This is a genomic window from Thermococcus profundus, assembly GCF_002214585.1.
Lineage (GTDB): Archaea > Methanobacteriota_B > Thermococci > Thermococcales > Thermococcaceae > Thermococcus > Thermococcus profundus.
The window spans coordinates 435654-455478 of record NZ_CP014862.1; the positions used below are offsets into that span (position 1 = coordinate 435654).

Consider the following 19825-nt stretch of genomic DNA (forward strand, 5'->3'; position numbering starts at 1 on the left):
GGACAGGGCGGTTTATAACCTTGTTGCTTAAAATGTGGGGGATGAACTCAGAGGGTCTTGTAAAAGCCTGCCCTCGGCTCGTATATCCTCGCGTCCCTCTTGAGGTCGTTCAGGAGCTTTTTGATGTCGTTCTCGGTTCCGAGTCCCGCCTGTTTGGCCGCTTCTATCACACTGTCCTCCGGCGCACCGAACTCCCCTTCGCTCTCAAGGGCGTTTATTATGTCTATGAGCTTCTCTATCTTGTTGAGCTTTCTCGTGCTCTTCCCTACCTCAAGTATCGCGGCGTCCAGTGATCCCTCCTCGTCAACGGCTATCGTCCTCAGCATGTCCTCCACGATCCTTATGGCAGCTCTCGCGTCCTCCCTTGTGACCGTCTCGCTCAGCCGCATCCTTGCGTGGGCCTCGCTCAGGCGGATCAGTGCCTCAAGCTGTCTGGCAGTTATCGGAATTGGCTGGAGCTCTCCTTCGTTCTCCCCGCTCCTCTTGAAGCCCCTCCTCATCCTCACGTAGTAATTCTTTATCTCCTCCATGGCTTCCCTGCTCAGAACTGGGTGGACGTTCTTCCTGGCGTAGGCTATGTACTTCTTGAGAAGGTCGTAGGGTATCTTTGGCGTCACCACCTCGGCCTCTCCCCTTCTGACCCTGAGTATGTGCTCCGCTATGTCCGCGTCCACCTTCTCGTCCGGCTCATCCAAGAGGAGGAATATGAGGTCGAAACGGCTCAGCAGGGTCGGTGGGAGGTCGAGCTGTTCCGGAAGGGACTTCATCCTGTTAAACCTTCCGAACTTCGGGTTGGCGGCGGCTATGACTGTCGTCCTTGAATTTAAGGTCGCGGTAATGCCCGCCTTGGAGATGCTGATGGTGTTGTGGAGGACTAATCCATGGGAGACGAAGAGGTGATGCGGCTCGACTGTTACGTCGTAGACCCACTCCCAGCGGTCGTTTTGAACTTCTTCAGCGCGCTTTACCTTCAGGAAGTTAACGTTTGCGTTCCACCATTCCAGGAACTTGTTGAGTTCCCCCATGGCTAGTGATATCCTCTCCTCAACCGCGCTCCGTATTGTTTTCAGGGCCCAGGGATCACTGGCTCCCGCGAGCTTTTTGAGTCTTCCGTGGGTTACCCCGTACTTCTGATAGAGCCAGGCCTTTGGCAGCAGGTCGAGGGCTTTCACAGGTTCGTCTCTGGATAGTTTTTCGAGCTCTCTCATCCTCTCCGTAACTCTCCGGAGATAGCCCTCGATGAGGCTTTCCTTCACGAGTTTTTGGTTGAAGTACACCCTCTCCTTTTGGGTCTGGGTTACGCCGAGTATTCTGCCTGCCCTGGTTAGGGGTTTTACCAGTTCCTTTGGCAGTGCCCTCTCGGATTTTTCAACGATGAACCTTGTGCTGGTTTTTTTGATCTTTGAAACTGTCCCCTGGGAGTAGAGGTGATCCTGGTAGTCTTCGGCCGCTCTTTGATCTTTGTAGTACTCTTTGAATTCCCCATCAACCTGAACCGGGTACCTCAGAACGCCGAGTGCTATGTCCCCAGGTACGATCCTCTCGGCGGGTACTTCCTTGATCCTCCCGTCCTCCCAGACCATAATCGGGTGCTCCGGCGTTACGACTATTTCTCTCCCGTTGGAGAAACGGAGCTTTATGAACTTTTCCGGAGCCTTATGCCGGCTCACGCGGTCTGCTTTTACCCTGACTATCTCCCTCTTCTCCAGATCGTAAGCTAGAAGCTCGATGTCATCAACCGGCAGTATCTCTGTGTCCTTGCCGAGGATTATCTTATCGCGGTTCTTCTCGATGAGCTCATCAACGAGTTCGCCTATCTTCACCTTCCTGCCATCGGCCAGGAGGAGCTCGAAGTCGTGGTGGTAGCTCTGCTGTTCGAGGGCTTCGTGTATCGCGCTTCTGTCCCTGTCGCTCATCTTGTCGAACTCGTCAATGCAGTTGTGGACGATTATTCCTTCAGCTATGAAGTTGTGGTCGCCCGGGACGTAAAGGTCGTATACGTAGCCCTCATATGGCACGCGCTCAATTGAGATTATCTCATCCAAGAAGTAGTCCCTAGTCGCTAGAACCTTGAGCCTTACTAAGGTTTCTGAAGGAATTAGGTGTCCGATTCTATCAATTATCTTTCTTATCTGTATCCTGCTGGGAGCGTATTTTCCGTGAGCGTAGGCGTAGATAGTACTCCACAGACCGGCTTTCTGGAGCGCGGTGGAGGGGACGGAGTCGAGGATCTCCTTTGCAAGTTTTTCCATAGGCTTGAGAGGTATCTTGTCGCTGTAGGATGAAACAAGGTGTTTCTTCTCGGGAAGTTCCTTAATTTTGACACTGTAGTCTCTAACCGCGTTGAGGAGGTTTTCTACGTCTTCTCTGCTGGTTACTCGTATCCTATTTACACCTTTGCCGGGAATCACTCTAGCATAAACGTCGAATCTGCGCAGGAGCATCGCGAAAGCCCTGTCTTTCTCCATCTCATTGGAGAGAAGGAACTCGATGTGCACGACTCTACCTTTCTTACCCTTCTTGACTGATACGCATCCGTCTGAGTCGAGTGCACCGGCTATGAACGCTTTGAGCGCTTCATCGTCCAGTGAGAACGCGTTCTTGAGGTTCTCTCCAGTTAAGTACTCGTAGATGAAGGCCAGCAGTGGAGAACTTATGTGGAACGTTATGGACTCACTCTCCACCTTGTTTCCTGCTACCTCGCTTTTAGTTCTCCTCTTGTATTCTCTAAGTTCGCCGTTGTAGAACGCTCTAAATGCTTTTCTGATTCTCTCAATCTGCTCCTGATGAACCTTTGACTGGACGATCCTCACGTGGACTTTTGAACCCTGCTTTGATATCCATCCATCGCCGTAGAGGAAGCCAATAAAGTACGCTAGCTCAGGTGTTATATATGCAACTTTGAGCCGTTCCCTGCGGTAGTTTGGCCCGTAAGTAAGCGGGCGCTCTCTCCATGCTCCATAAACGCCGAGGTCTTTTAGAATCTGTCTGAATTTTCCGACTGTTATTGAACTTTTACCTGAGAGGAAATCCCTTGAAACGTTGTATCTTCTGTTGAACTCGGCGAGACTGCTGTAGTGTTTGAGTATCTCCCTCTTCAGCTCCTCTTTTTCTTCCCTTGTAAGCTTTACTTTCCAACTTTCGGGCAGTATGTCAAGTATGTAAACCTTGGAGGTGTTGTTCGGTAGCTTTAGAGGTGATATTACCTTGTCCCCAACTCTGAATCTCTCCGCTTCCTTCCACTCTAGAGTGTTCCCGTCTATGAGCAGGTGATCAGGGGTTAGGGTTATCTCGTTGCCTGAGCGTAGCTTTAGGTGGATTAGATCTCCCTTCCACGACTTCCTGCGGATTATCGTCGCGGTGCTTTTTCTTGTCTTCAGGGTGGAGAGGTCAAGAGAGGCTACTTCCATGTCCTTCTCCTGTATGTCCACGATTTCGTTGCCTGAGCGCGCTTTATACGACTTCTGAAGCTCGAACAAGTCCTCTATGCGCTGGTATTTCCCATCGACGAGGACGCGGGAGTCTGGGTGTAGGCAGGCAAACCCACCATCGGCTAAGACCAAAACACCGGCTTCCAGCACCCAGGAGCCCGTGAACTCGTCGCGGACGGCGGCCGCTGTGAGGCCGGCTGCGGAACTGCTCTTCCCACTCGTATAAATCGCCCTCGGCGCCAGATTGGCCACATAGCGGAGAATTTGACTCTTAGCTACTCCCGGATCTCCAACCAAAAGTACATGGCTCTCTCCCCTCAGCTTCGTTCCGTCCGGCAGGGTTCTCTGGACTCCACCGAAGAGCGCCAGAGCGATGCCCTTCTTCACCGTCTTATGGCCCCATATTGCCGGCGCTATCGAATCCACTATCGCATCCACTATGTCCTTCCTTTTAGCGAGTTCTCTTATCTTCTGCTCGTCCTCTGGGGAGATCTCCAGCTCCTCTATCTCCTTGCTGAGCTGTTCTATGTGGTTGACCTCGAGAACCTTCTTGAAGATCGGCCTCTTGTCCTTCTGCTCCAGGATTACTCTGAGGATTCCTGTGACGAGGACGCGGTCGCCTGGAAGGGCGGTGTCAACGAGGTCGTCTAAGAGTATTGCATCGATGAAGCGTGGCATCTGGCCGCCTTTGAGGCTCTCGGGCCTGTCTTGCAACCTAAAGCTTTGGAAGTTGATGAAGCGGCTCTTCTCGACGTCTAGATCGACGTTCCTGCTTCCGCAGGCGTCGCACTTCGCCGGCTTGATGAGGTTCTCGTACGGCCTCTGGAGGCGTACCATCTCGTTCCCGCAGTCCTTACAGACGAAGACGGCTTTCTGCACGAAGGGCTTGACCTCGCTCACGCGGGTGATTATGCCCTCCACCTGGATGAGCCTGTTTATGTGCTCGCTCCCGAGCTCCTTGACGAGGAGCGTGTGCGGGAGGTTGAAGAAGCGGGCGTGAACTTTGAGCTCGCCTGTGTACATCAGTTCCTCGCGCAGGACTATCTGGATTGCATCTTCCCCTGCCGCCAGGACTTCCTCCGGGCTGTTGAGGAGTTCCTCCGCCAGTTCGGGATCGAAGGAATTCAGGTGAGTCCAGTCAATTGTGAGAGAGCGCTTTGGGGTTACCGTGAGGAGATCCTTGAGCTTGCCTATGTAGACGGAGTTGCCCTCGTCGTCTTTGTACTCCCTCAGAAAGCTTGTGAAGCGTGATATCATCTCCTCCCTTTCCATCATCCCTCACCGAGCCAGTCGTTTCTGATTTTGGACAGCTCTATGTAGATCCTCCTCTCCTCAGGGGAGAGCCGGCCGAGGACTTCAAGGCTGTTGGGCCTCAGCCTCACGGTTTCCAGTATCTTCTTGAAGCGGAGCTCCTTTAGGTAGCGGAACTTCTTCTTAAGGTTGGCCAGCTTAGTCATCTTGACGCTGAGGACGTCTATGCTGTCGCCGGGATTCCTTCTCACGTAGTTCTCAAGATAGTAGATGTAGAACTCGGCCCTCTCGTAGAGCCCCGCCGGGAGCGGAACCAAGGGCTCGCTCTCCCGCTCCTCCGCTATGACTTTGTCTATCTCGCCGATTATTTTATCGGTCTCGTCCACAACCTCACCGATACCGCTCTCCCAGAGAACCTTAGCCTTCCAATCCTCTACCAGGGCTATATCGCCGGCGTTCCAGTCCCCGTAGGGCTGGAGGATCTTGATCGGTATCAGGGCCCTCCCCGTGAACATCCCACCACCTTTTAGCCCGTACCCCCAACGGCTAATAAACCTTCCCGCCGCTGCGATGATCTTCTCTGTACACATGTCCTCCGAGGTTCACGATAACCCTATAAACCTCCCTTCCCAACCCCGTTTAGGTGAGAGGTAATGCTGATAGGGATAATGAGCGATACCCACGACAACCTCCCGGCGATAAGGAAAGCCGTCGAGTTCTTCAACTCGAAAAGAGTCGATCTGGTTATACACGCGGGGGACTTCGTGGCTCCGTTTGTTGCGAACGAACTCAGGAACCTCAACGCTCCCCTAAAGGGCGTCTTCGGAAACAACGACGGTGAGAGGAAGGGTCTATACGAGGCCCTTGGGATATACGACGAGCTGATAGAGCTCGAGGCCGACGGGATGAAAATAGCGGTAACCCACGGTACGAACGAGGTTCTCGTCAGGGCCCTTGCCCACAGCAGGCTCTACGATGTTGTCGTTGTCGGCCACACCCATCACTACGAGATCCGTGAGGTGGGGAGGACCATCCTCATAAATCCAGGGGAAGTCTGCGGCTACGTTACCGGTGTCAAAAGCGTTGCCCTGCTCGACACCAGGAGGAGAGAGGCCCAGATAATCAGCCTTGATACTGGCGAGCTTTTAGGCGCTATGAGCCTCTGATCCCATTATTTAGGGCGGTGCCCATGGACGATATCCTCACCCCGAAGGAAAGGCACGACGCCGTTGTTCTGATAGGTGTTGACAGCAGGGAGAACGTGGAATTCGTCAAGATCTATGCCCTGGACGAGGAGCTGGCTAAGAGAACCCTTGAGGAGTTCTTCAACGCTAGGGGGCTTTTCCCCACTGACTATCGACTCGTGAGCAGGGGAGTTGAGGACGTTGGGGAGAGGAAGGCCATAACTACGAGGACCGAGTCTTCCCTGAGCTCCGCCCTGGCGAGGCTCGGTCTAAAGCTCCTCTCCAACGGGGTTCTCCACCTCGGGGATGCAAAAAACGTCTACCAGGTGACCCTCGTCAGTGAGTCCCTGTACGGGAGGATCATGGAGGAACGGGGTGATGAGCTTGGGCCGGAGAATCCTGAAGAAGAACTCTCCATTGAAGATGTCCTCTCCCTCGGTGTGGACGTCCTGGTGGAGAACCTCCGCGGAATTGAGCTCTCCGGACTCATACCCCCTGAGACCCTGCTCCTCCGGGAGCCCGATGCTAGGGAGCTGGCGGCGGCCCTGGAGGGGGAGAGGGACTACCAGATAGTCGTCGAAACTAAGGATGCTGGAAAGTACTCCGGCTTCGATTTCCCGGTTACCCTAAGGCTTCCCCCGCTGACGGTTGAGGAGTTTTCCGCTGAGCTCTCAGCGAGGCTGGGCTTTCCGGTGGATCCCGAGTACTTCCGCGCTTATCCCCCTGAGAAGCTCAACCTGAGGAACGTTGAGGCTCTCGCTAAGCTGATAATGACCCTGATCGAAAAGAAGGGTCTTTCTAGGGAAGAGGCCCTAAAGCTCGCGGTCAGGCTCAACCTCGGAGAGCTTTGAAGTACTCCACGACCGCTTTTCTGAACCCACTGTTGTGCTTTCCGAGAACCGCGTTTACCCTCTCCTTGAGCTTTCTCTCCCTCGCGAGGTAGGATATCAGAAGGCACTCGTCGACGGTGAGGTTCTCCAAACCTTCCGGCTCTTTTCCTGTCAAGAGTGCCTCGAAGTAAGGCTTTACCTTCTCCTTCCTTCTCTCGTACTCCAGCCAGTCTATACCAACTGTCTCTCTGCGCTTAATGAGTTCATGCCCCCTTTTGAAGTACTCCTCAACCAGCGGTCCGAGCTTTGAGGACAGGATTCTTTCAGCGAAATCGTTTATGCCCTGCAGGTCATCTGAGACCCTCTTTGCGTCCACGGGGTCGAGGCTCATATAGATTGCCTTGGCGGTGAGGTAGCACTTGGCGGCGAAGGGAACCTCCGGTAGGGTTATCCGGCCATTTCTAACCTCCACGACATCCCCTTTCCCCTGGCTGAGGCCCTCCAGAACCATGCCCAGCGGATAGCTCAGGGATTTCACGCAGAACTCAAGCGGGTTCATCTTCATCATTGATGCCGTCGGGATTACCCTAGAAAAATCTTTCGTCAGGTTTTTGAAGGTTCAGTGTAAGGGATCTCGGTGGAAGCATGGAGCGGGTTGAGATAGACGGTTCCTACGGCGAGGGAGGGGGTCAGATAATAAGGACTGCAGTTGCCCTTTCAGCGGTGACTGGCAAACCGGTCAGGATAACCAAGATCAGGGCCAACAGGCCCAATCCGGGTCTGAGGCCCCAGCACCTCCACGGAATCCTCGCCCTAAAGCAACTCAGCGGGGCGAAGGTCAAGGGGGCCCAGGTCGGCTCTACGGAGCTTGAGTTCATCCCGGGGGAACTAAAGTTCGAGCACGTGAAGGTGCCGATAAAAACTGCCGGGAGCATAACGCTTGTCCTCCAAGCTTTGCTCCCGGCTATGGCGTTCGTCGGCGGGAGTTTTGAGATAACCGGCGGTACAGACGTTCCGTGGAGCCCGCCGGTTGACTACCTCAAGAACGTCACCCTCCACGCCTTGAGGAGGATGGGGCTCAACGTCGAGCTTGATGTAAGGAGGAGGGGGCACTACCCGAAGGGTGGCGGGTTAGTTGTTGGGAGCGTTGAACCCTGGGAGGAAAGGAAGCCTCTCAGGGTTCTCAAAGCTGGGAGAATAAGGGGGTTCTCCGGGATAAGCCACGCCACTAACTTACCGGCCCACGTCGCTGAGAGGCAGGCCAAAGTAGCTCGGGAAAGGCTGGGGGAGTTCTACAACGTCCCCGTCGAGATAGAAACCGAGGTTTCCCGGTCTCTCGGTCCAGGGAGCGGGATAGTGGTGTGGGCCGAGACCGACGGGCTTAGACTCGGCGGGGATGCACTCGGAAAGCGTGGAAAGCCCGCCGAGGTCGTGGGAAGGGAAGCTGCAGACGAGCTGATAGGCAGTTTGAAAACTGGGGCCTCGGTTGATAAGTTCCTCGGCGATCAGCTGATACCGTTCCTGGCCTTCGCTGGAGGAGAGGTAGCGGTTTCGGAGATAACCAACCACCTTCTCACCAACGTCTGGGTGGTTGAGAGGTTCCTTGGAAAGATCTTCAAAGTTGAAGGGAACGTTGGGGGCCCGGGAAGGGTTGAGGCCCGCGGTGTTTCGTTCTGATTTTCTTTTTCAATGGGTCCTTCCCTTCGAGGTCTGGGCGGACTATCTTTTATCCTCCTTGTAACGAAAATGTCTACCGATAACGATTTAAATCTTGATGCCATTTCCCCTAAAAGGGGTTGGAATGAGGAGGTACCTCGCGTCTTTGTTGCTGCTCGTGCTGTCACTGTTCCTTCTCGCCTCCGCATCGAGCTACTCCCCCCTTTCTCCGGTTCAGATAGAAAAAACAGTCTCTGGTGGGGCCGGAGTTTCTGGGCCTCTTGGTCGGGAAGTGCCACAGATCCGTAACATGCCCGACTCATACTTTGTGGTTTCCCCCGGTCCTGAAGTTTACCTTCGTCTGGCCGTTTTCGACTCTCCGGGAGATAACTGCCGGTGGAAAACTTCTGAGGTGATAAACTCAAGCAGGAGCTCTCCTCCGAGTGATCAACCCCCGGAGATCCCCGTGAAATCACTCAGAACAATCAATGTCTACTATCCCGCCAACCTCAGCTTCATCCTTTCTCCACTCTACCCCAGGAACTTTTCAGTCCCGGTGGAGTACAATCCACTCCTGGATCTTTACATACCAAAGGGACCCCTCTCCAACTACTCCATTACATACTGGGAGACGGAGAGGCCTTCCTCCGGCGAGTACTTCCCGGCTCCGGAGGGTTTGTTCAAGTTTTATATGGGATTCCCCTATAGTTTGATGCATCTGGCTATGGCATTTGGAGCTGCGGACAATCCGGATTATGAAAACCTGCTTGCCCTTGAACGCTTCTTTAGGGAGAACTTCATCGTGAGTGAGGATTCAAACTCCGACTGCGAAGGCCTGTTTGACATGGCCTTCAGGACAAGGCGGGGAAGTTCCTACGACATAGCCTCTGCCTTCGCTGTAATTGCCAGGATGATGGGGTTTCCGACGAGGCTGGTGGCAGGCTACAGGGTTCCGGCCTCCGAAGATTACCGCATCGTCCCATTCTCCAACGTGACCTACTGGCCGGAGGTGGAGTTCAGGAATCTGGGCTGGGTCAGGTTTGATCCCGTTCCCTCCTCCCCGGTTGTCTTCACTGAGGCTTCCTACGACAGACACTTTAAAATCAGGAACATTCAGGGAAAAGTTTACTGGGATGGTTCTCTGAGGGAGCCGCCTTTTGAGATCGATCTTGAGAGAAAAACCGTCCTCTACTTGCCAGTCTGGGGAGGCACCTTCCGCTACCTCCGCCTCGTTCCCGGGGACGTGGGGATAGATGTTGTAGATCTCCCGCCGTTTCTTTCCCCCGGTGAGGAAGCCCGTGTGAGGGTGTTGCTTGTTCACGGACTAGAATTCACGATTTCTTCTGAGGTTCCCGTTGAGAGGAAGGGGGAGTACGAGCTCTCCATAAGGGCCCCAGATACTCCGGGGGTTTACTGGATCACTTTCACTTCTAAGGGGTTCTCCGTTAAGTTCCCCATAGTTGTGACCGACAACGTCACGGTTACTGTTGAGGGGTACCCCAGTGAAATAAGGGCCGGTTCGAACTTCACGGTCTTCGGGAGGGTTCTCTGGCATGGTCAGGCCCTATCAGGCGGAACCGTGGAAGCGGTTCTGGGCCTCAGGAAGGGAGAGGCGAGGTACGTGGTTGGACGTGCCGAGGTGAGAAACGGGAAATACACCATCCATGCGTCGGTTCCCAAGGACATAGCGCCAGGGAACTACTGGCTCGTCGTCAGATACCTCAACTTCCCTTACCTTGGCGATAGCGACCCCGTCGTGAGGATTCTTCCAGCCGAAAGGATAACGATAGGTTCTAGCGGGCTCGTTCCGGCCGGCGATTTCAACCTCACCGGAACGGCGCCAAAGGACGTTCCCATAGACGTCTTGCTCGATGGACAAAAAGTAGCCTCCGTCGTGCCCAAGAACGGCCTCTTTTCGGTTCCCCTCAACGCGTCTCCGGGGGATCATGAGCTTAAACTGATACCCAGATCGGGTGAGCTGGAGCCTTTAGAGACCAAGATCACTGCGGTAAAGGTCAATCTCGACATGAAACCCTACTCTTCAATGGGCAGGGACTATCTTAAGCTCATTGGAACCGTTGAGGGCATGAAAGACGGGAAGCTGGAGATCCAGACTCCTTCGGGGAAGGTTCCAGTAGAGGTCAAGGACGGCAGGTTTGAGCTCAACCTGCCCGTGGAATTTCCGGAGGAAGGATCGAGCGGAGTTAATACACTTCCGTTAAAGTTCCTGATCGATGGGACGACGATCGATGAGAAGGAGATAGCCCTGAGCTCTGGCAGGATACTCCCCAATTTGCCCACCGTCGTGAAGTCCAACGGTAAGTTCTTCGTCGCCCTTCCCGAGGGTTTGGAAGGCGAGAACCTGAAGTTCAGCATGGGGGCCTTCGACTCATCCGGAAGGTCGCTGTCCGGGAAGCTCGGGCTTAACCTTGGGGGAAAGAGAATAGAGCTGCCCCTCAAAGGCGGCATCGGCCACTTGGAGATTCCGAAGGCGGACTTTGAGGCCCCAAAGGTGAACCTCCCCTCTGTGGGGGATAAAGTTCCGTCCATAAACCTCCCATCCCCCGATGTGAGCGCCCCGATAGGTATCTCCGGGTTCAGTCCCTCCTTCGGAGGCAACTTCATCCTGTTCCTCATACTGCCCTTTGTCCTCCTGGGCGCGGTTCTCCTCGTGAGGGCAGGGGTTTCCGGTGGGGTTCCTGTCTCCCTTGACAGGCTTAAGTCCCTCGGAAGTCCTGAGATAGAGCTTGAGCGGGAGGTCTACCTTCCTGGGGAGAAGGTTAAGGTAGTTCTGTCGAGGGAGTCGGATCTCTACGTCGACGGAAAGCACGTCGGGCACGGCAGGGTATTCTCTCTCAGCCTCCCCGAGGGGGTTCACACCCTAAAAGCTGGAAGGAGGGAGAGGATTGTCTACGTACTGCGGCCCAAGAAGGCCGTCATAAAGCTCTACGAGGATTACTTCCTGCCCTTCGCTGCATCGCGGGGAGTACGTGTTGCCGACTCTACTCCAGAGGAGATAAAGGCCGCCCTCCTCTCAAAGGGGCTGCAGGAGGGTCCGCTCTCGCACATCACCCGGATCTTCGAGCTGGCCAGATACGGCGACGTCGAACTCTCGCGGGAGGAATTTGAGGAGTTTGTGGAGGCCCTCAGAAGCTTGGAGGTGGTCAAATGAAGTTCCGGTTCACTGCTGGTCTTGCGGTGTTCCCGATACTTACAGTGGTTTCACTGTTTATCTTCACACAGCCTCCCCTTGACGCGTACTCGGGTCTTCAGACCCCGCTCCTCTATCTGTTTGGAGTGCTCTCCCTTGCAAGCCTCGCGGGTGCCTTCGACCTTCCGGTCATCCCCGGCCTTTTGAGGGGGCTTGCGGTTTCAATGTTCGTGTACACGTACCCCACTTATCCCCCCTACGATCCTTCGCGGCTCCACTTCCAGACGGGCCTCGCGGTGCTGATCTTTGGATCAGTCCTTGCCAAGGAGGCATCCCAGACCCCTAGGAAGTTTGACCTCCTAGTTAGGGGTGTGGGGCTCTTCGTTGCCTTCCTCGGACTGTCCCAGCTTTTGAAGGATATGGGGGCGCCTCCGTGGCTCTCCAGTATTTTCTTCTACCTCGGCTTCGCCCCCCTTGTGGTTTACTCCCTCGGATTCGGGGAGGCCCTTCTTGGAGGGGACTACATCGAGAAGAGGGCGAAGGGGCTCATAATAGCCTTCGTGCTGATAGCCCTCTACGTGGGTGGCAGAGACTACTTGAGGGAGCTGTTCCCGGAGATTGCTTTTCTCATCGACCTTGCCCTCTTTGTCGCGGTATCGGTCGTTGTGCTCCTCATCGTGGGGAGGTACTTCATGGGTAGCGACCTGGAGCCGTTCCTCCTTGGTGAGTGGGAGAAGCACGAGGCCAGGGTTAAAATAGTGAAGGATGAGGCCCTTAGGGAGGCCAAGAACGCGATTGACGAGTTCGTGGTGAGAAAGAACAAGCTCCCCCTAATCGCGTACCTCTCCTACTACGGCTCCAGGGCGTACGGGAGTCCTGATGCGCTGATGGAGGTTATCAAACCCCTCGTCGAATACGAGGGTACATCTTACTCCTCCCTAACTCCTGGCTGGCTGGTTAAGAAGTACGAGAGGCAGGACATGGAGAGGAGGATCAGGATAGTTGAAGAAATAATCGGGAGGTTGAGGGGATGAGTCAGGTTGCCCTTCCGGAAAACGCCGAACGGGTGGAGACGTACTCTAAAATGGCCGATATAGTCGTCAAGGAGATCTCAAGGGTCTACATAGGGAACGAGCCGGTGGTGAGAAAGGCCCTCGCGGCCTCGCTTGTTAACGGCAACGTGCTCTTCGAGGATCACCCGGGCCTTGGAAAGACCCTTCTGGCCAAGGCCTTCGGAAAGGCCCTTGGCCTCAACTACCGCCGCGTTCAGTTCACCCCGGATCTGCTTCCGAGCGACATACTGGGTACCAAGGTCTGGCGCCAGAACCTCGGAAAGTTCGAGCTCGTTAAGGGGCCGATTTTCACCAACGTCCTCCTCGCGGACGAGATAAACAGGGCACCCCCAAAGACCCAGGCGGCCCTGCTTGAGGCAATGGAAGAGAGGCAAGTAACTATTGAGGGCGAAACCCTCGTCCTTGAGAGGCCCTTCTTCGTGATGGCCACCCAGAACCCGATAGAGTACGAGGGGACCTATCCCCTCCCCGAGGCCCAGCTTGACCGCTTTGCCCTCAGGATGAGCGTCGGCTATCCAAAGAGCCTCGACGACGAGATAGCCATACTGGAAGCCAGGATCAGGTGGGCCAAGGACGATCCGACCGTTGACATGGAGCCGGTCATAGACAGGGGGACTTTCCTGGCCATGCAGGACTTCGTGGAGAACAACATCTTCATCCACAGGGAGATCCTCAGGTACATAGCGGAGATAGTCAGGACAGCCAGGGCCGACGAGAGGGTTGAGGCCGGTCCGAGCCCGAGGGGAGCGTTAACGCTCCTCAAGATAAGCAAGGCCAATGCCATGCTCAGCGGGAGGGACTTCGTTATCCCGGACGACGTTAAAGCCTATGCTGTTGAGGCTCTGGCCCACAGAATGGTTCTCAAACCGGAGTACTCATTTGAGGACGTCACCACGGAGTCCATAGTGGAGGAAGTCCTCAAGAGGGTGGAGGTCCCGAAGAAGTTCAAACCGGGGGAGGAGGCTTGAGGTTAGCCAGATCCCTCTTTTACACCTCTGTAGGCCTGGCCCTCCTTGGAGCCCTCACCGAGATGACGGAGGTAATCTACCTCTCGCTCTTCCCGCTCTTTGCCCTGGCCATTGGACTGGCCATTCGGCCCCCTGCTGGTGTGGCCGTCGAAAGGGAAGTGGGGAAGGGGCCGTACCGCCCGGGCGATGAGATACCCCTGAGGATAAGGCTTAGGGTGGAGGGCGGAATGGGCTTCATCCTCCTCCGCCAGCCGCTCCCTCCTGAGGTCGAGCTTGTGGAGGGTTCTAACGTATGGGCAGTTTTCAAGGGACCCAGGAAGCTGGAGAAGGAGTTTACCATTAAAATCCGCGTTCCGAGGAGGGGACGCTATACTCTTCCCCAGGCGGAGGTCTACGTTGAACCCCTGCTGAAGTTTGGGCCTGGGGGAGTAATCCCTGCAGGAGACGTCCTGACTGTAACGGTTCTCCCCCTTGTAAAGCCGCCCAGAAGGGTTAGAACCGTAAACACGCGCTCCCAGATACCCATTCCCCTCACCAGCTACTCCCTGACCGGTCCGATCTCCACGGACTTTAAGGAGATACGGGAGTACCGGCCAGGGGATCCTGTGAAGTTCATAAACTGGAAGGCGAGCGCGAGGAGGGGCGATGTTTTAGTGAACGAATACGAGAGGGAGGGCAAAAAGACCGTCATGTTCTACGTCGATGCCAGGGCGGCTATGGGGGTTGGGAGCTTCATGGAGAACCCCCTTGAGTACGCGGTGTCTCTGGTGGCCTCTTTAGCCTACTACTTCCTCCGGAGGGGGTACAACGTCGGCCTCTACGTTGTTGGTAGGGGGGAGCTCCTGATGCCTTCCCCTGGCAACAGACAGCTCTACGCAATGGTCAAGAAACTCATGGAGGTCGAGCTGAGCCAGGGAACGGGCGAGGGTTTTGTCGGAGCTTTCAAAAAGAGTGAGAGGGTTCTCATCCAGTACTCCCCCCTTCTGGTCGTCGTGTCAAACCTCCTGGACTCGGAGGAACTCAGGACCGCCTTGAAGTCCGTAATGAAGTACTACAAGGGCAGGCCCCCGGCCATGGTCTTCGACCTGTTCCCGTACTCAATGTTCGAGGGAAAGGAAGTCGAGCTCATAAGGCTGAAGAAGCTCGCGGTGGAGAACGATCTCCGTGGACTGGCCCACGTTTTCCAGTGGGACGTTAGAAAAACTGACGTTTCCTCAGTCCTCTCAAAAACCGTGAGGATGGTGAGGTGAAGTGATAAAGGCAACGGCGTACTCTCTCAAAGCCCTCCTTGTCGTTCCCCTTGTGCTGGGCCTTGTGGATGCGGTGCTGGCTGTTCCGGGGGCAGGTGAGCTGATCTCATCGTACTTCCCGTTCATCTCCCCTCGCATACTCCTTCTGTCCCTCTTCGGAGCGCTCTTTGTTTCCGCATCGGTACTCGGGAGTACCGCCAGGATCATAAAGTTCCTCTCCTGGATCTACGTTATACCTCCTATCCTCGTTCTCGGCGTTTTCAACAGGGTTATGGAGTACTTCGGGGTAAATCTTAGCCCCTGGGGTCTCAACTTAACCTACCTGGCTTACTTGGTGGTATCCCTCCCCCTGGCCCACACCCTCGATGATACCGTTAAGCGTGCCAACCGGCTGGAGGAATGGGGGGTAGAGGGCTACGACGGGGCACTCCACGGGGTTCTCGGTTCAGTTGTTCTTCTGTTGCTCTCAGCGGGGGTGCTCTCACTCCTCTACTACAAGGAGGTGGCCCTCTCGGTTTCCCTTCCCCCTTATTCCCTTACGGTCGTTGTCTTCGTACTAGGGCTGGCGGCCCTCGTTGGATTCCTGCCGGGGCATGCCAGAAAAACGGTCGCCTTCGTTAAGGCGAAGGTAGAGCTTGGACCAGCTTACGAAGTCTCTGTCTCCGAAATTTGGGGAAACACCGTTTTGACAATCAAGGACTACGGCAACAGGCAGCTCAGGGAGTTTACGTACTCTTTTGATCTCAACGGAAAACCCCCGGACTCAGTGCTCCTGATGAGGGATGGAGTTGAGAGAAAAGTAAGGAAGGTCAGGGACGTGGTTGTGGACGGAGTCAGATACGTTGTATACTCCAACGAGAGATCTGAGGCCATCTGACGGTTTTCCTTTCTACTCCTTCACTTCGACCCCGTAGACCTTCTCTGGGTTCTCAACGTGTATTCTGTACACGTCCTCCTCTGTGAAGATGCCGTTCTGGAGGAATGCTTTCGTTCTCTTTGGTACGGTCTTGGGTCCGAGAACGGCTCCGGGTCTTCTCCTATCGTCTATGTAATCGGTCTCCATCATGAACCGGTTTCCCTGCTCTATGGCAGCTTTGATGTTCTTCCTGCTCGCTATCACGCTCGGAAAGACGCCGACCTCTTCGGCGACCTTTACAAGAGGAGGCGAGAAGTGCTTGACGACCTTGTGGGGCTTTATCCCCACTTCATTCACGTATCTTCCGAGCTCCCTGAACTTCTCCTCATCAAAGCTCTCAGTGTGCAGCTGGACCGCGCAGTCTGCCTCCTTGGCGAGTCTCATGCCGTACTTCATGAGCTCTATGCTGGCTTCCCAAATTTCATCGGGAACCGGGTAGTGCGGCCTGCCTATTTCACCTATTCCTATCGCCTTTCCCTCCAGGCAGAGCCCCTGGGCGTACTCGAGCGCCTTCATTACCTCGTTCTTCGCGTACTCGAGGCCCTTTTCCCTTGCCAGATAATCGAACTCTGCCGGGTGAACCCCAACGACCGCGTAGGCTTTAACTGGGGTCTCCCTGTTTATCCTTTCAACGAGCTCAAGGTGGAAGTCCATCGCCTTCATGAAATCCTCAGCCTTTAGCCCCGGGAAGCCGTAGTCGTGAGCCGTTTTGTAGACCACGACGAGGTGCGTTCCTCCAGCTCTGTGGAACTCCTTAACAGCTTCCAGAAAGAGGCCGTGGTAGGGATCAACGTGAAAGTGGTCGTCCCAGATTATCATACCATCACCTCACGACTGGTATATCTCCAGATCCTCCCCCTTCTCACAGGGGATCTCCCTTTCAAGAATGAGGGCAACTTTGTCGCCTGAGATCGCGAACTCAACTTCCCTGTGATCCTTCTCTATCCTCATCACAGGGCTCGCTTTCCTCCCCTTGACCTTGTAGCCCGGATAGATTATCCCCTCAACGACCTCCCCCACCAAAACTTGGCGATTTAAAACCGTCAGTTTCTTCTCCACGCGGAACCTTCCTGTGGGTCTCCTGGAGACTACCTCAACGCTCTGGTTACCTCTCCTCAGGAACCCCAGAAGGCCCATCAGAATTCCCCCCAATTCTCTCGCCCCATGAGACGATGTCCTTTGGAGACACCAGTACCCTGTTGATGTCATACATAAGAGTGAAGATCGACTTTTTGAACCTGATGTCTAAATACTCTCCAGTGTCCTGAAGGTGAACCACGGATGTGGCTATGTCCTCGAGGATCGGGAGTGGGTTGAGTTCAAGATTCTCCAGAATCGGCACATCAACGATGTAAACGTTGAACCTAACATTGGTATCCATTGAGGATTTTATGGAGTTGATTAGAGCGTAAACTGAACTGAAATCGTTGTGAAATGCCAAGTACCTCTCCAATCCAGGGTTTATTAGGAGGTGTTTTTTCTTCTCCCTTAGGTAGTCCCTTCTCTTTCTCGTGTACACCTCGGGATCATCTGATACATTTATCCTCCCTGCCACTTTCCCATAATCCTCTGAACCCCCTATCTTGATTACTTCCACTGAATTCAAGTCTATACCTAGTCCCATCATTTCCATGTGCTTGACGTAGAGAGGGAATATATCGAGGACGTCCTCAATGATAATGCTCATTCCCATCTTTTTTGCGTACTTTGAGAGGACGTATAACGTCATCTCCGCCCCCATGGATGATTCGTTCTCGATTAGAGTCATGCCTCCTGGCTTCAGCTTTTTCAGAAGGCTCTCAATACTGTCCAGTAACTGTAGAGGGCCGTTAGGTTCTTCCAATCAGATCACCTCCAAGTTGTATTGGGATGGTTTTCCCCACATCCTTGAGATTGAGGCTTTTTACCACCTTTACCTTTGCCCCTGCAGGCATTGGTTCCATGCTCATCACGGCCGTTGCCACTCGCTCTATTTCATGCAGAACAGTGGGGCTCATGTCCTCCAGTATTTCTTTGTTAACTAGATAGAATGCTTTTCTGGTTGGGGCCCCCGTGAACTTCTGAATTGTTAGTATTATTGAATATCGGTCTCTTAAATTCCTGGACAGTAGGAATAAGTGCTCTACGCCTACAACTAAGTTTATGAAAGTTCCCTCCAACTTGGCCATCGCAGGCTTAACGGCCTTCATGTACTCTCTTGTGTACACCCTGGGGTCAGGGTGAAACTTTACAGTTGCCAGAACCTTCCCCACATTCTTTCTTCCTCCGGTCTTTACGACGAGGACGTCGCTGAGGTCTATTTCAACGTCGAGCTTTTCTAGATGGGTTTTGAGGATGTAGAGGGTGTCGAAGTTATCATCTATTAGGAGGGGGATGCCCTTTTCCCTGCAGTACTCGATGAAGAACTTGAGCGTGAACTCCGGTATGTACGAGGGGACGTACTCCAGTAGAACCGTCTCCCCCGGGTGGGTTTTTTCCACTATCCCAACCGCGGGCTCGAGCTCCATGATCTCACCTTATTGTACATTGCATCTACGTTGATATAAATGTTTTGAGGGATGCCATCAGCTCTTCTAGGAATACCTCGACGTCTTCAACGGTGTTGTAGATGTGCGGCGATGCCCTTATCCCGTAGTGTCCCAAAACCCCGCGGTGGCTGACAGCTATTCCATTCTCCGCGAGCTTCTTGTGGATCTCCTCTTCTCTCCCGTAGCTCAGGCCGGTTTTTATCGTAACTATCGCCGAGCCCTCTGTGAACACCTCAAGTCCCGCGCTGATTGCCTCGTCATTTATCCTCTCAGTTTGAGGTCAACGGAGTTCACATCTCCCTCAAAGTCGAGGACGTCCGTTAGGAGTTTACTTACCTCGTGGAGAACCGTTAGGGGCATGAGTCCTATGCTTGCGGTGTTGAGGTAGGCTCTAAACTTCCCCAGTGCCGGAAACATGCTTTTCCTCATAGGAATCCCTAGTATGGCTGGATCTTTCCCTTCTTAAAGAATTCGGAAAGAAGAGACGGACTGCGGTCAGATAACGGCAGGAACCCCAGGAATCCTCGGAAACGGCTGCACTTCGGCTATGTGTCCTGCCCCCACCATGTAGCGGATGAGCCTCTCGACGCCTATACCAGCTCCTGCACTTGGCCTCAGGAGGCCAGCCTTCGCGACCTCAAGGTAGGGCCTGAAGGCTTCGAGGCTTATTCCTGCCCTCTTCATCTTGCGAACTATCACCTCATACTGCCACTCCCTCTCGCCGCCACTCGAGACTTCTCCATAGCCTTCCGGCAGGTAGAGATCGTAGTTCCTGAAGTGACCTGGTCTCTCTGGATCCTCCCTGTCGTAGAACTCCCTCTCGATGTCAGTTACCCAGAATGGCTCCTCCATCAGCCTGCTAGCCTCGTCCTCGCTTCCGAACTCCTCGACTATCTCCTCCAGCGTGAAGCGCTTGAAGGGTGCCCTCACCCTGGGAACCTCGCGCTCAAGCCCCCAGCTTCTTGCCTCCCTGAAGAGGCCGCTGATGAGTCCCTCGATGAGGGTCATGACGTCGTCCATGCTCGCGCCGGCTATCTCAAAGTCGAGCTGGGTGAACTCGTAGGCGTGCCTGCCGTCGTCGGCTTCTCTACCTTCGAGCCTGATGTTTGGGGAGAGAATGAAGAGCCTGTCTATCCCCATTGCGACAGCCATCTGCTTATGGAGTATCATGCTGTGGGTCAGCCTCAGCTTGGAGCCGTAGACTTCGACCTCAGGCGGCTTCAGTGCCTCCTCCGCCGCCGGATCCGGCCACAGGGGGTCGGTTATTGAGCTGAGCATCACGGGGAGCATCCACTTGAATCCCTTGCCTACCAGATATCTTGTCATATAGTCAATGGTCCTCGTCTGAACTTCCATTATTGGTTCAATCTTTCTTGTAACAATTTGGAGAGCGTTCATATTTATCACCTGATTACTGTCAGTGACTTCATCCTTTATGGCTTTTATGCAAATAAACTTGAATTTTGGGCAAAAATCGACATTTAATCAACGATTGTTTTGATTTTATGACAAGTTTTTATGGACAAATTGACGTTTAGGATATCCCCTTGGCGATAGCATTATAACGTTCCCCGAGAATCATGTACG

General features: G+C 54.2%; 18 protein-coding genes. 8 read left to right on the forward strand and 10 right to left on the reverse strand.

Going from position 1 to position 19825, the window contains the following annotated elements; translation table 11 throughout:
- Positions 1 to 47: 47 nt before the first annotated feature.
- Both A3L09_RS02380 and A3L09_RS02385 read right to left on the reverse strand, forming a co-directional pair.
- On the reverse strand, positions 48 to 4703 hold the full coding sequence (locus tag A3L09_RS02380; RefSeq protein WP_088857458.1) for an LAGLIDADG family homing endonuclease: 4656 nt from the start codon (positions 4701 to 4703) through the stop codon (positions 48 to 50).
- Positions 4703 to 5197, reverse strand: coding sequence for a hypothetical protein (locus A3L09_RS02385; RefSeq protein ID WP_088857459.1), 495 nt, complete (start codon positions 5195 to 5197; stop codon positions 4703 to 4705). Before A3L09_RS02385 ends, A3L09_RS02380 begins: the two co-directional genes overlap by 1 nt.
- Positions 5198 to 5335: 138 nt before the next feature.
- On the opposite strand from A3L09_RS02385, the gene A3L09_RS02390 reads away from it, so the two are divergent.
- The gene (locus A3L09_RS02390) at positions 5336 to 5848 is read left to right on the forward strand and encodes a metallophosphoesterase (RefSeq protein ID WP_088857460.1); all 513 of its coding nucleotides are present in this window, start codon (positions 5336 to 5338) and stop codon (positions 5846 to 5848) included.
- Positions 5849 to 5871: 23 nt separating this feature from the next.
- Entirely contained in the window at positions 5872 to 6717 is an 846-nt protein-coding gene (locus tag A3L09_RS02395) for a hypothetical protein (RefSeq protein WP_088857461.1), read from the forward strand.
- Here the strand turns inward: A3L09_RS02395 and A3L09_RS02400 are convergent.
- The gene (locus tag A3L09_RS02400) at positions 6698 to 7261 is read right to left on the reverse strand and encodes a hypothetical protein (RefSeq protein ID WP_232473562.1); all 564 of its coding nucleotides are present in this window, start codon (positions 7259 to 7261) and stop codon (positions 6698 to 6700) included. The genes A3L09_RS02395 and A3L09_RS02400 overlap by 20 nt on opposite strands.
- Before the next feature lie 80 nt (positions 7262 to 7341).
- Between A3L09_RS02400 and rtcA the strand changes: the two genes are divergently transcribed.
- The 6 genes from rtcA (at position 7342) to A3L09_RS02430 (ending at position 15671) form a co-directional block, all read left to right on the forward strand.
- Positions 7342 to 8373: an RNA 3'-terminal phosphate cyclase gene (gene rtcA, locus A3L09_RS02405; protein WP_088857462.1), complete on the forward strand. Its 1032-nt coding sequence runs from the start codon at positions 7342 to 7344 to the stop codon at positions 8371 to 8373.
- Between the two features lie 124 nt (positions 8374 to 8497).
- Positions 8498 to 11524, forward strand: coding sequence for a transglutaminase domain-containing protein (locus A3L09_RS02410; protein ID WP_198362282.1), 3027 nt, complete (start codon positions 8498 to 8500; stop codon positions 11522 to 11524).
- Complete coding sequence (locus tag A3L09_RS02415) at positions 11521 to 12537, forward strand: hypothetical protein (RefSeq protein ID WP_088857464.1); 1017 nt, start codon at positions 11521 to 11523, stop codon at positions 12535 to 12537. Before A3L09_RS02410 ends, A3L09_RS02415 begins: the two co-directional genes overlap by 4 nt.
- A gap of 50 nt (positions 12538 to 12587) precedes the next feature.
- Positions 12588 to 13544: an AAA family ATPase gene (locus tag A3L09_RS02420; RefSeq protein ID WP_088858956.1), complete on the forward strand. Its 957-nt coding sequence runs from the start codon at positions 12588 to 12590 to the stop codon at positions 13542 to 13544.
- Positions 13541 to 14794, forward strand: a complete 1254-nt coding sequence (locus A3L09_RS02425; protein ID WP_157727186.1) for a DUF58 domain-containing protein — start codon at positions 13541 to 13543, stop codon at positions 14792 to 14794. The genes A3L09_RS02420 and A3L09_RS02425 overlap by 4 nt, the downstream gene beginning before the upstream one ends.
- 1 nt (position 14795) lies before the next feature.
- A complete protein-coding gene (locus A3L09_RS02430; protein ID WP_088857465.1) occupies positions 14796 to 15671 on the forward strand; it encodes a hypothetical protein in 876 nt (291 codons plus the stop codon).
- A 12-nt stretch (positions 15672 to 15683) separates the two neighbouring features.
- Here A3L09_RS02430 and A3L09_RS02435 read toward each other — a convergent pair whose 3' ends face one another.
- From A3L09_RS02435 to A3L09_RS02460, 7 genes are all read right to left on the reverse strand, one after another.
- On the reverse strand, positions 15684 to 16529 hold the full coding sequence (locus A3L09_RS02435) for a TatD family hydrolase (RefSeq protein WP_088857466.1): 846 nt from the start codon (positions 16527 to 16529) through the stop codon (positions 15684 to 15686).
- Between the two features lie 9 nt (positions 16530 to 16538).
- Positions 16539 to 16847, reverse strand: coding sequence for a tRNA-binding protein Pbp11 (gene pbp11, locus A3L09_RS02440; protein WP_088857467.1), 309 nt, complete (start codon positions 16845 to 16847; stop codon positions 16539 to 16541).
- Positions 16816 to 17553, reverse strand: coding sequence for a DUF257 family protein (locus A3L09_RS02445; protein WP_088857468.1), 738 nt, complete (start codon positions 17551 to 17553; stop codon positions 16816 to 16818). Before A3L09_RS02445 ends, pbp11 begins: the two co-directional genes overlap by 32 nt.
- On the reverse strand, positions 17540 to 18217 hold the full coding sequence (locus tag A3L09_RS02450; protein ID WP_088857469.1) for a DUF257 family protein: 678 nt from the start codon (positions 18215 to 18217) through the stop codon (positions 17540 to 17542). The genes A3L09_RS02445 and A3L09_RS02450 overlap by 14 nt, the downstream gene beginning before the upstream one ends.
- A 25-nt stretch (positions 18218 to 18242) precedes the next feature.
- Positions 18243 to 18470, reverse strand: a complete 228-nt coding sequence (locus A3L09_RS02455) for a hypothetical protein (RefSeq protein WP_198362283.1) — start codon at positions 18468 to 18470, stop codon at positions 18243 to 18245.
- Between the two features lie 29 nt (positions 18471 to 18499).
- On the reverse strand, positions 18500 to 18667 hold the full coding sequence (locus tag A3L09_RS10825) for a hypothetical protein (protein WP_157727187.1): 168 nt from the start codon (positions 18665 to 18667) through the stop codon (positions 18500 to 18502).
- Positions 18668 to 18733: 66 nt separating this feature from the next.
- A complete protein-coding gene (locus A3L09_RS02460) occupies positions 18734 to 19642 on the reverse strand; it encodes an asparagine synthetase A (RefSeq protein ID WP_257789805.1) in 909 nt (302 codons plus the stop codon).
- Between the last annotated feature and the right edge of the window lie 183 nt (positions 19643 to 19825).

Coding starts and splice junctions, on each gene's coding strand:
- A3L09_RS02380 (WP_088857458.1), bottom strand. CDS start 4,703: ATGGAAAGGGAGGAGATGATATCACGCTTCACAAGCTTTCTGAGGGAG.
- A3L09_RS02385 (WP_088857459.1), bottom strand. CDS start 5,197: ATGTTCACGGGGAGGGCCCTGATACCGATCAAGATCCTCCAGCCCTAC.
- A3L09_RS02390 (WP_088857460.1), top strand. CDS start 5,336: ATGCTGATAGGGATAATGAGCGATACCCACGACAACCTCCCGGCGATA.
- A3L09_RS02395 (WP_088857461.1), top strand. CDS start 5,872: ATGGACGATATCCTCACCCCGAAGGAAAGGCACGACGCCGTTGTTCTG.
- A3L09_RS02400 (WP_232473562.1), bottom strand. CDS start 7,261: ATGAAGATGAACCCGCTTGAGTTCTGCGTGAAATCCCTGAGCTATCCG.
- rtcA (WP_088857462.1), top strand. CDS start 7,342: ATGGAGCGGGTTGAGATAGACGGTTCCTACGGCGAGGGAGGGGGTCAG.
- A3L09_RS02410 (WP_198362282.1), top strand. CDS start 8,498: ATGAGGAGGTACCTCGCGTCTTTGTTGCTGCTCGTGCTGTCACTGTTC.
- A3L09_RS02415 (WP_088857464.1), top strand. CDS start 11,521: ATGAAGTTCCGGTTCACTGCTGGTCTTGCGGTGTTCCCGATACTTACA.
- A3L09_RS02420 (WP_088858956.1), top strand. CDS start 12,588: ATGGCCGATATAGTCGTCAAGGAGATCTCAAGGGTCTACATAGGGAAC.
- A3L09_RS02435 (WP_088857466.1), bottom strand. CDS start 16,529: ATGATAATCTGGGACGACCACTTTCACGTTGATCCCTACCACGGCCTC.
- pbp11 (WP_088857467.1), bottom strand. CDS start 16,847: ATGGGCCTTCTGGGGTTCCTGAGGAGAGGTAACCAGAGCGTTGAGGTA.
- A3L09_RS02450 (WP_088857469.1), bottom strand. CDS start 18,217: ATGGAGCTCGAGCCCGCGGTTGGGATAGTGGAAAAAACCCACCCGGGG.
- A3L09_RS10825 (WP_157727187.1), bottom strand. CDS start 18,667: ATGAGGAAAAGCATGTTTCCGGCACTGGGGAAGTTTAGAGCCTACCTC.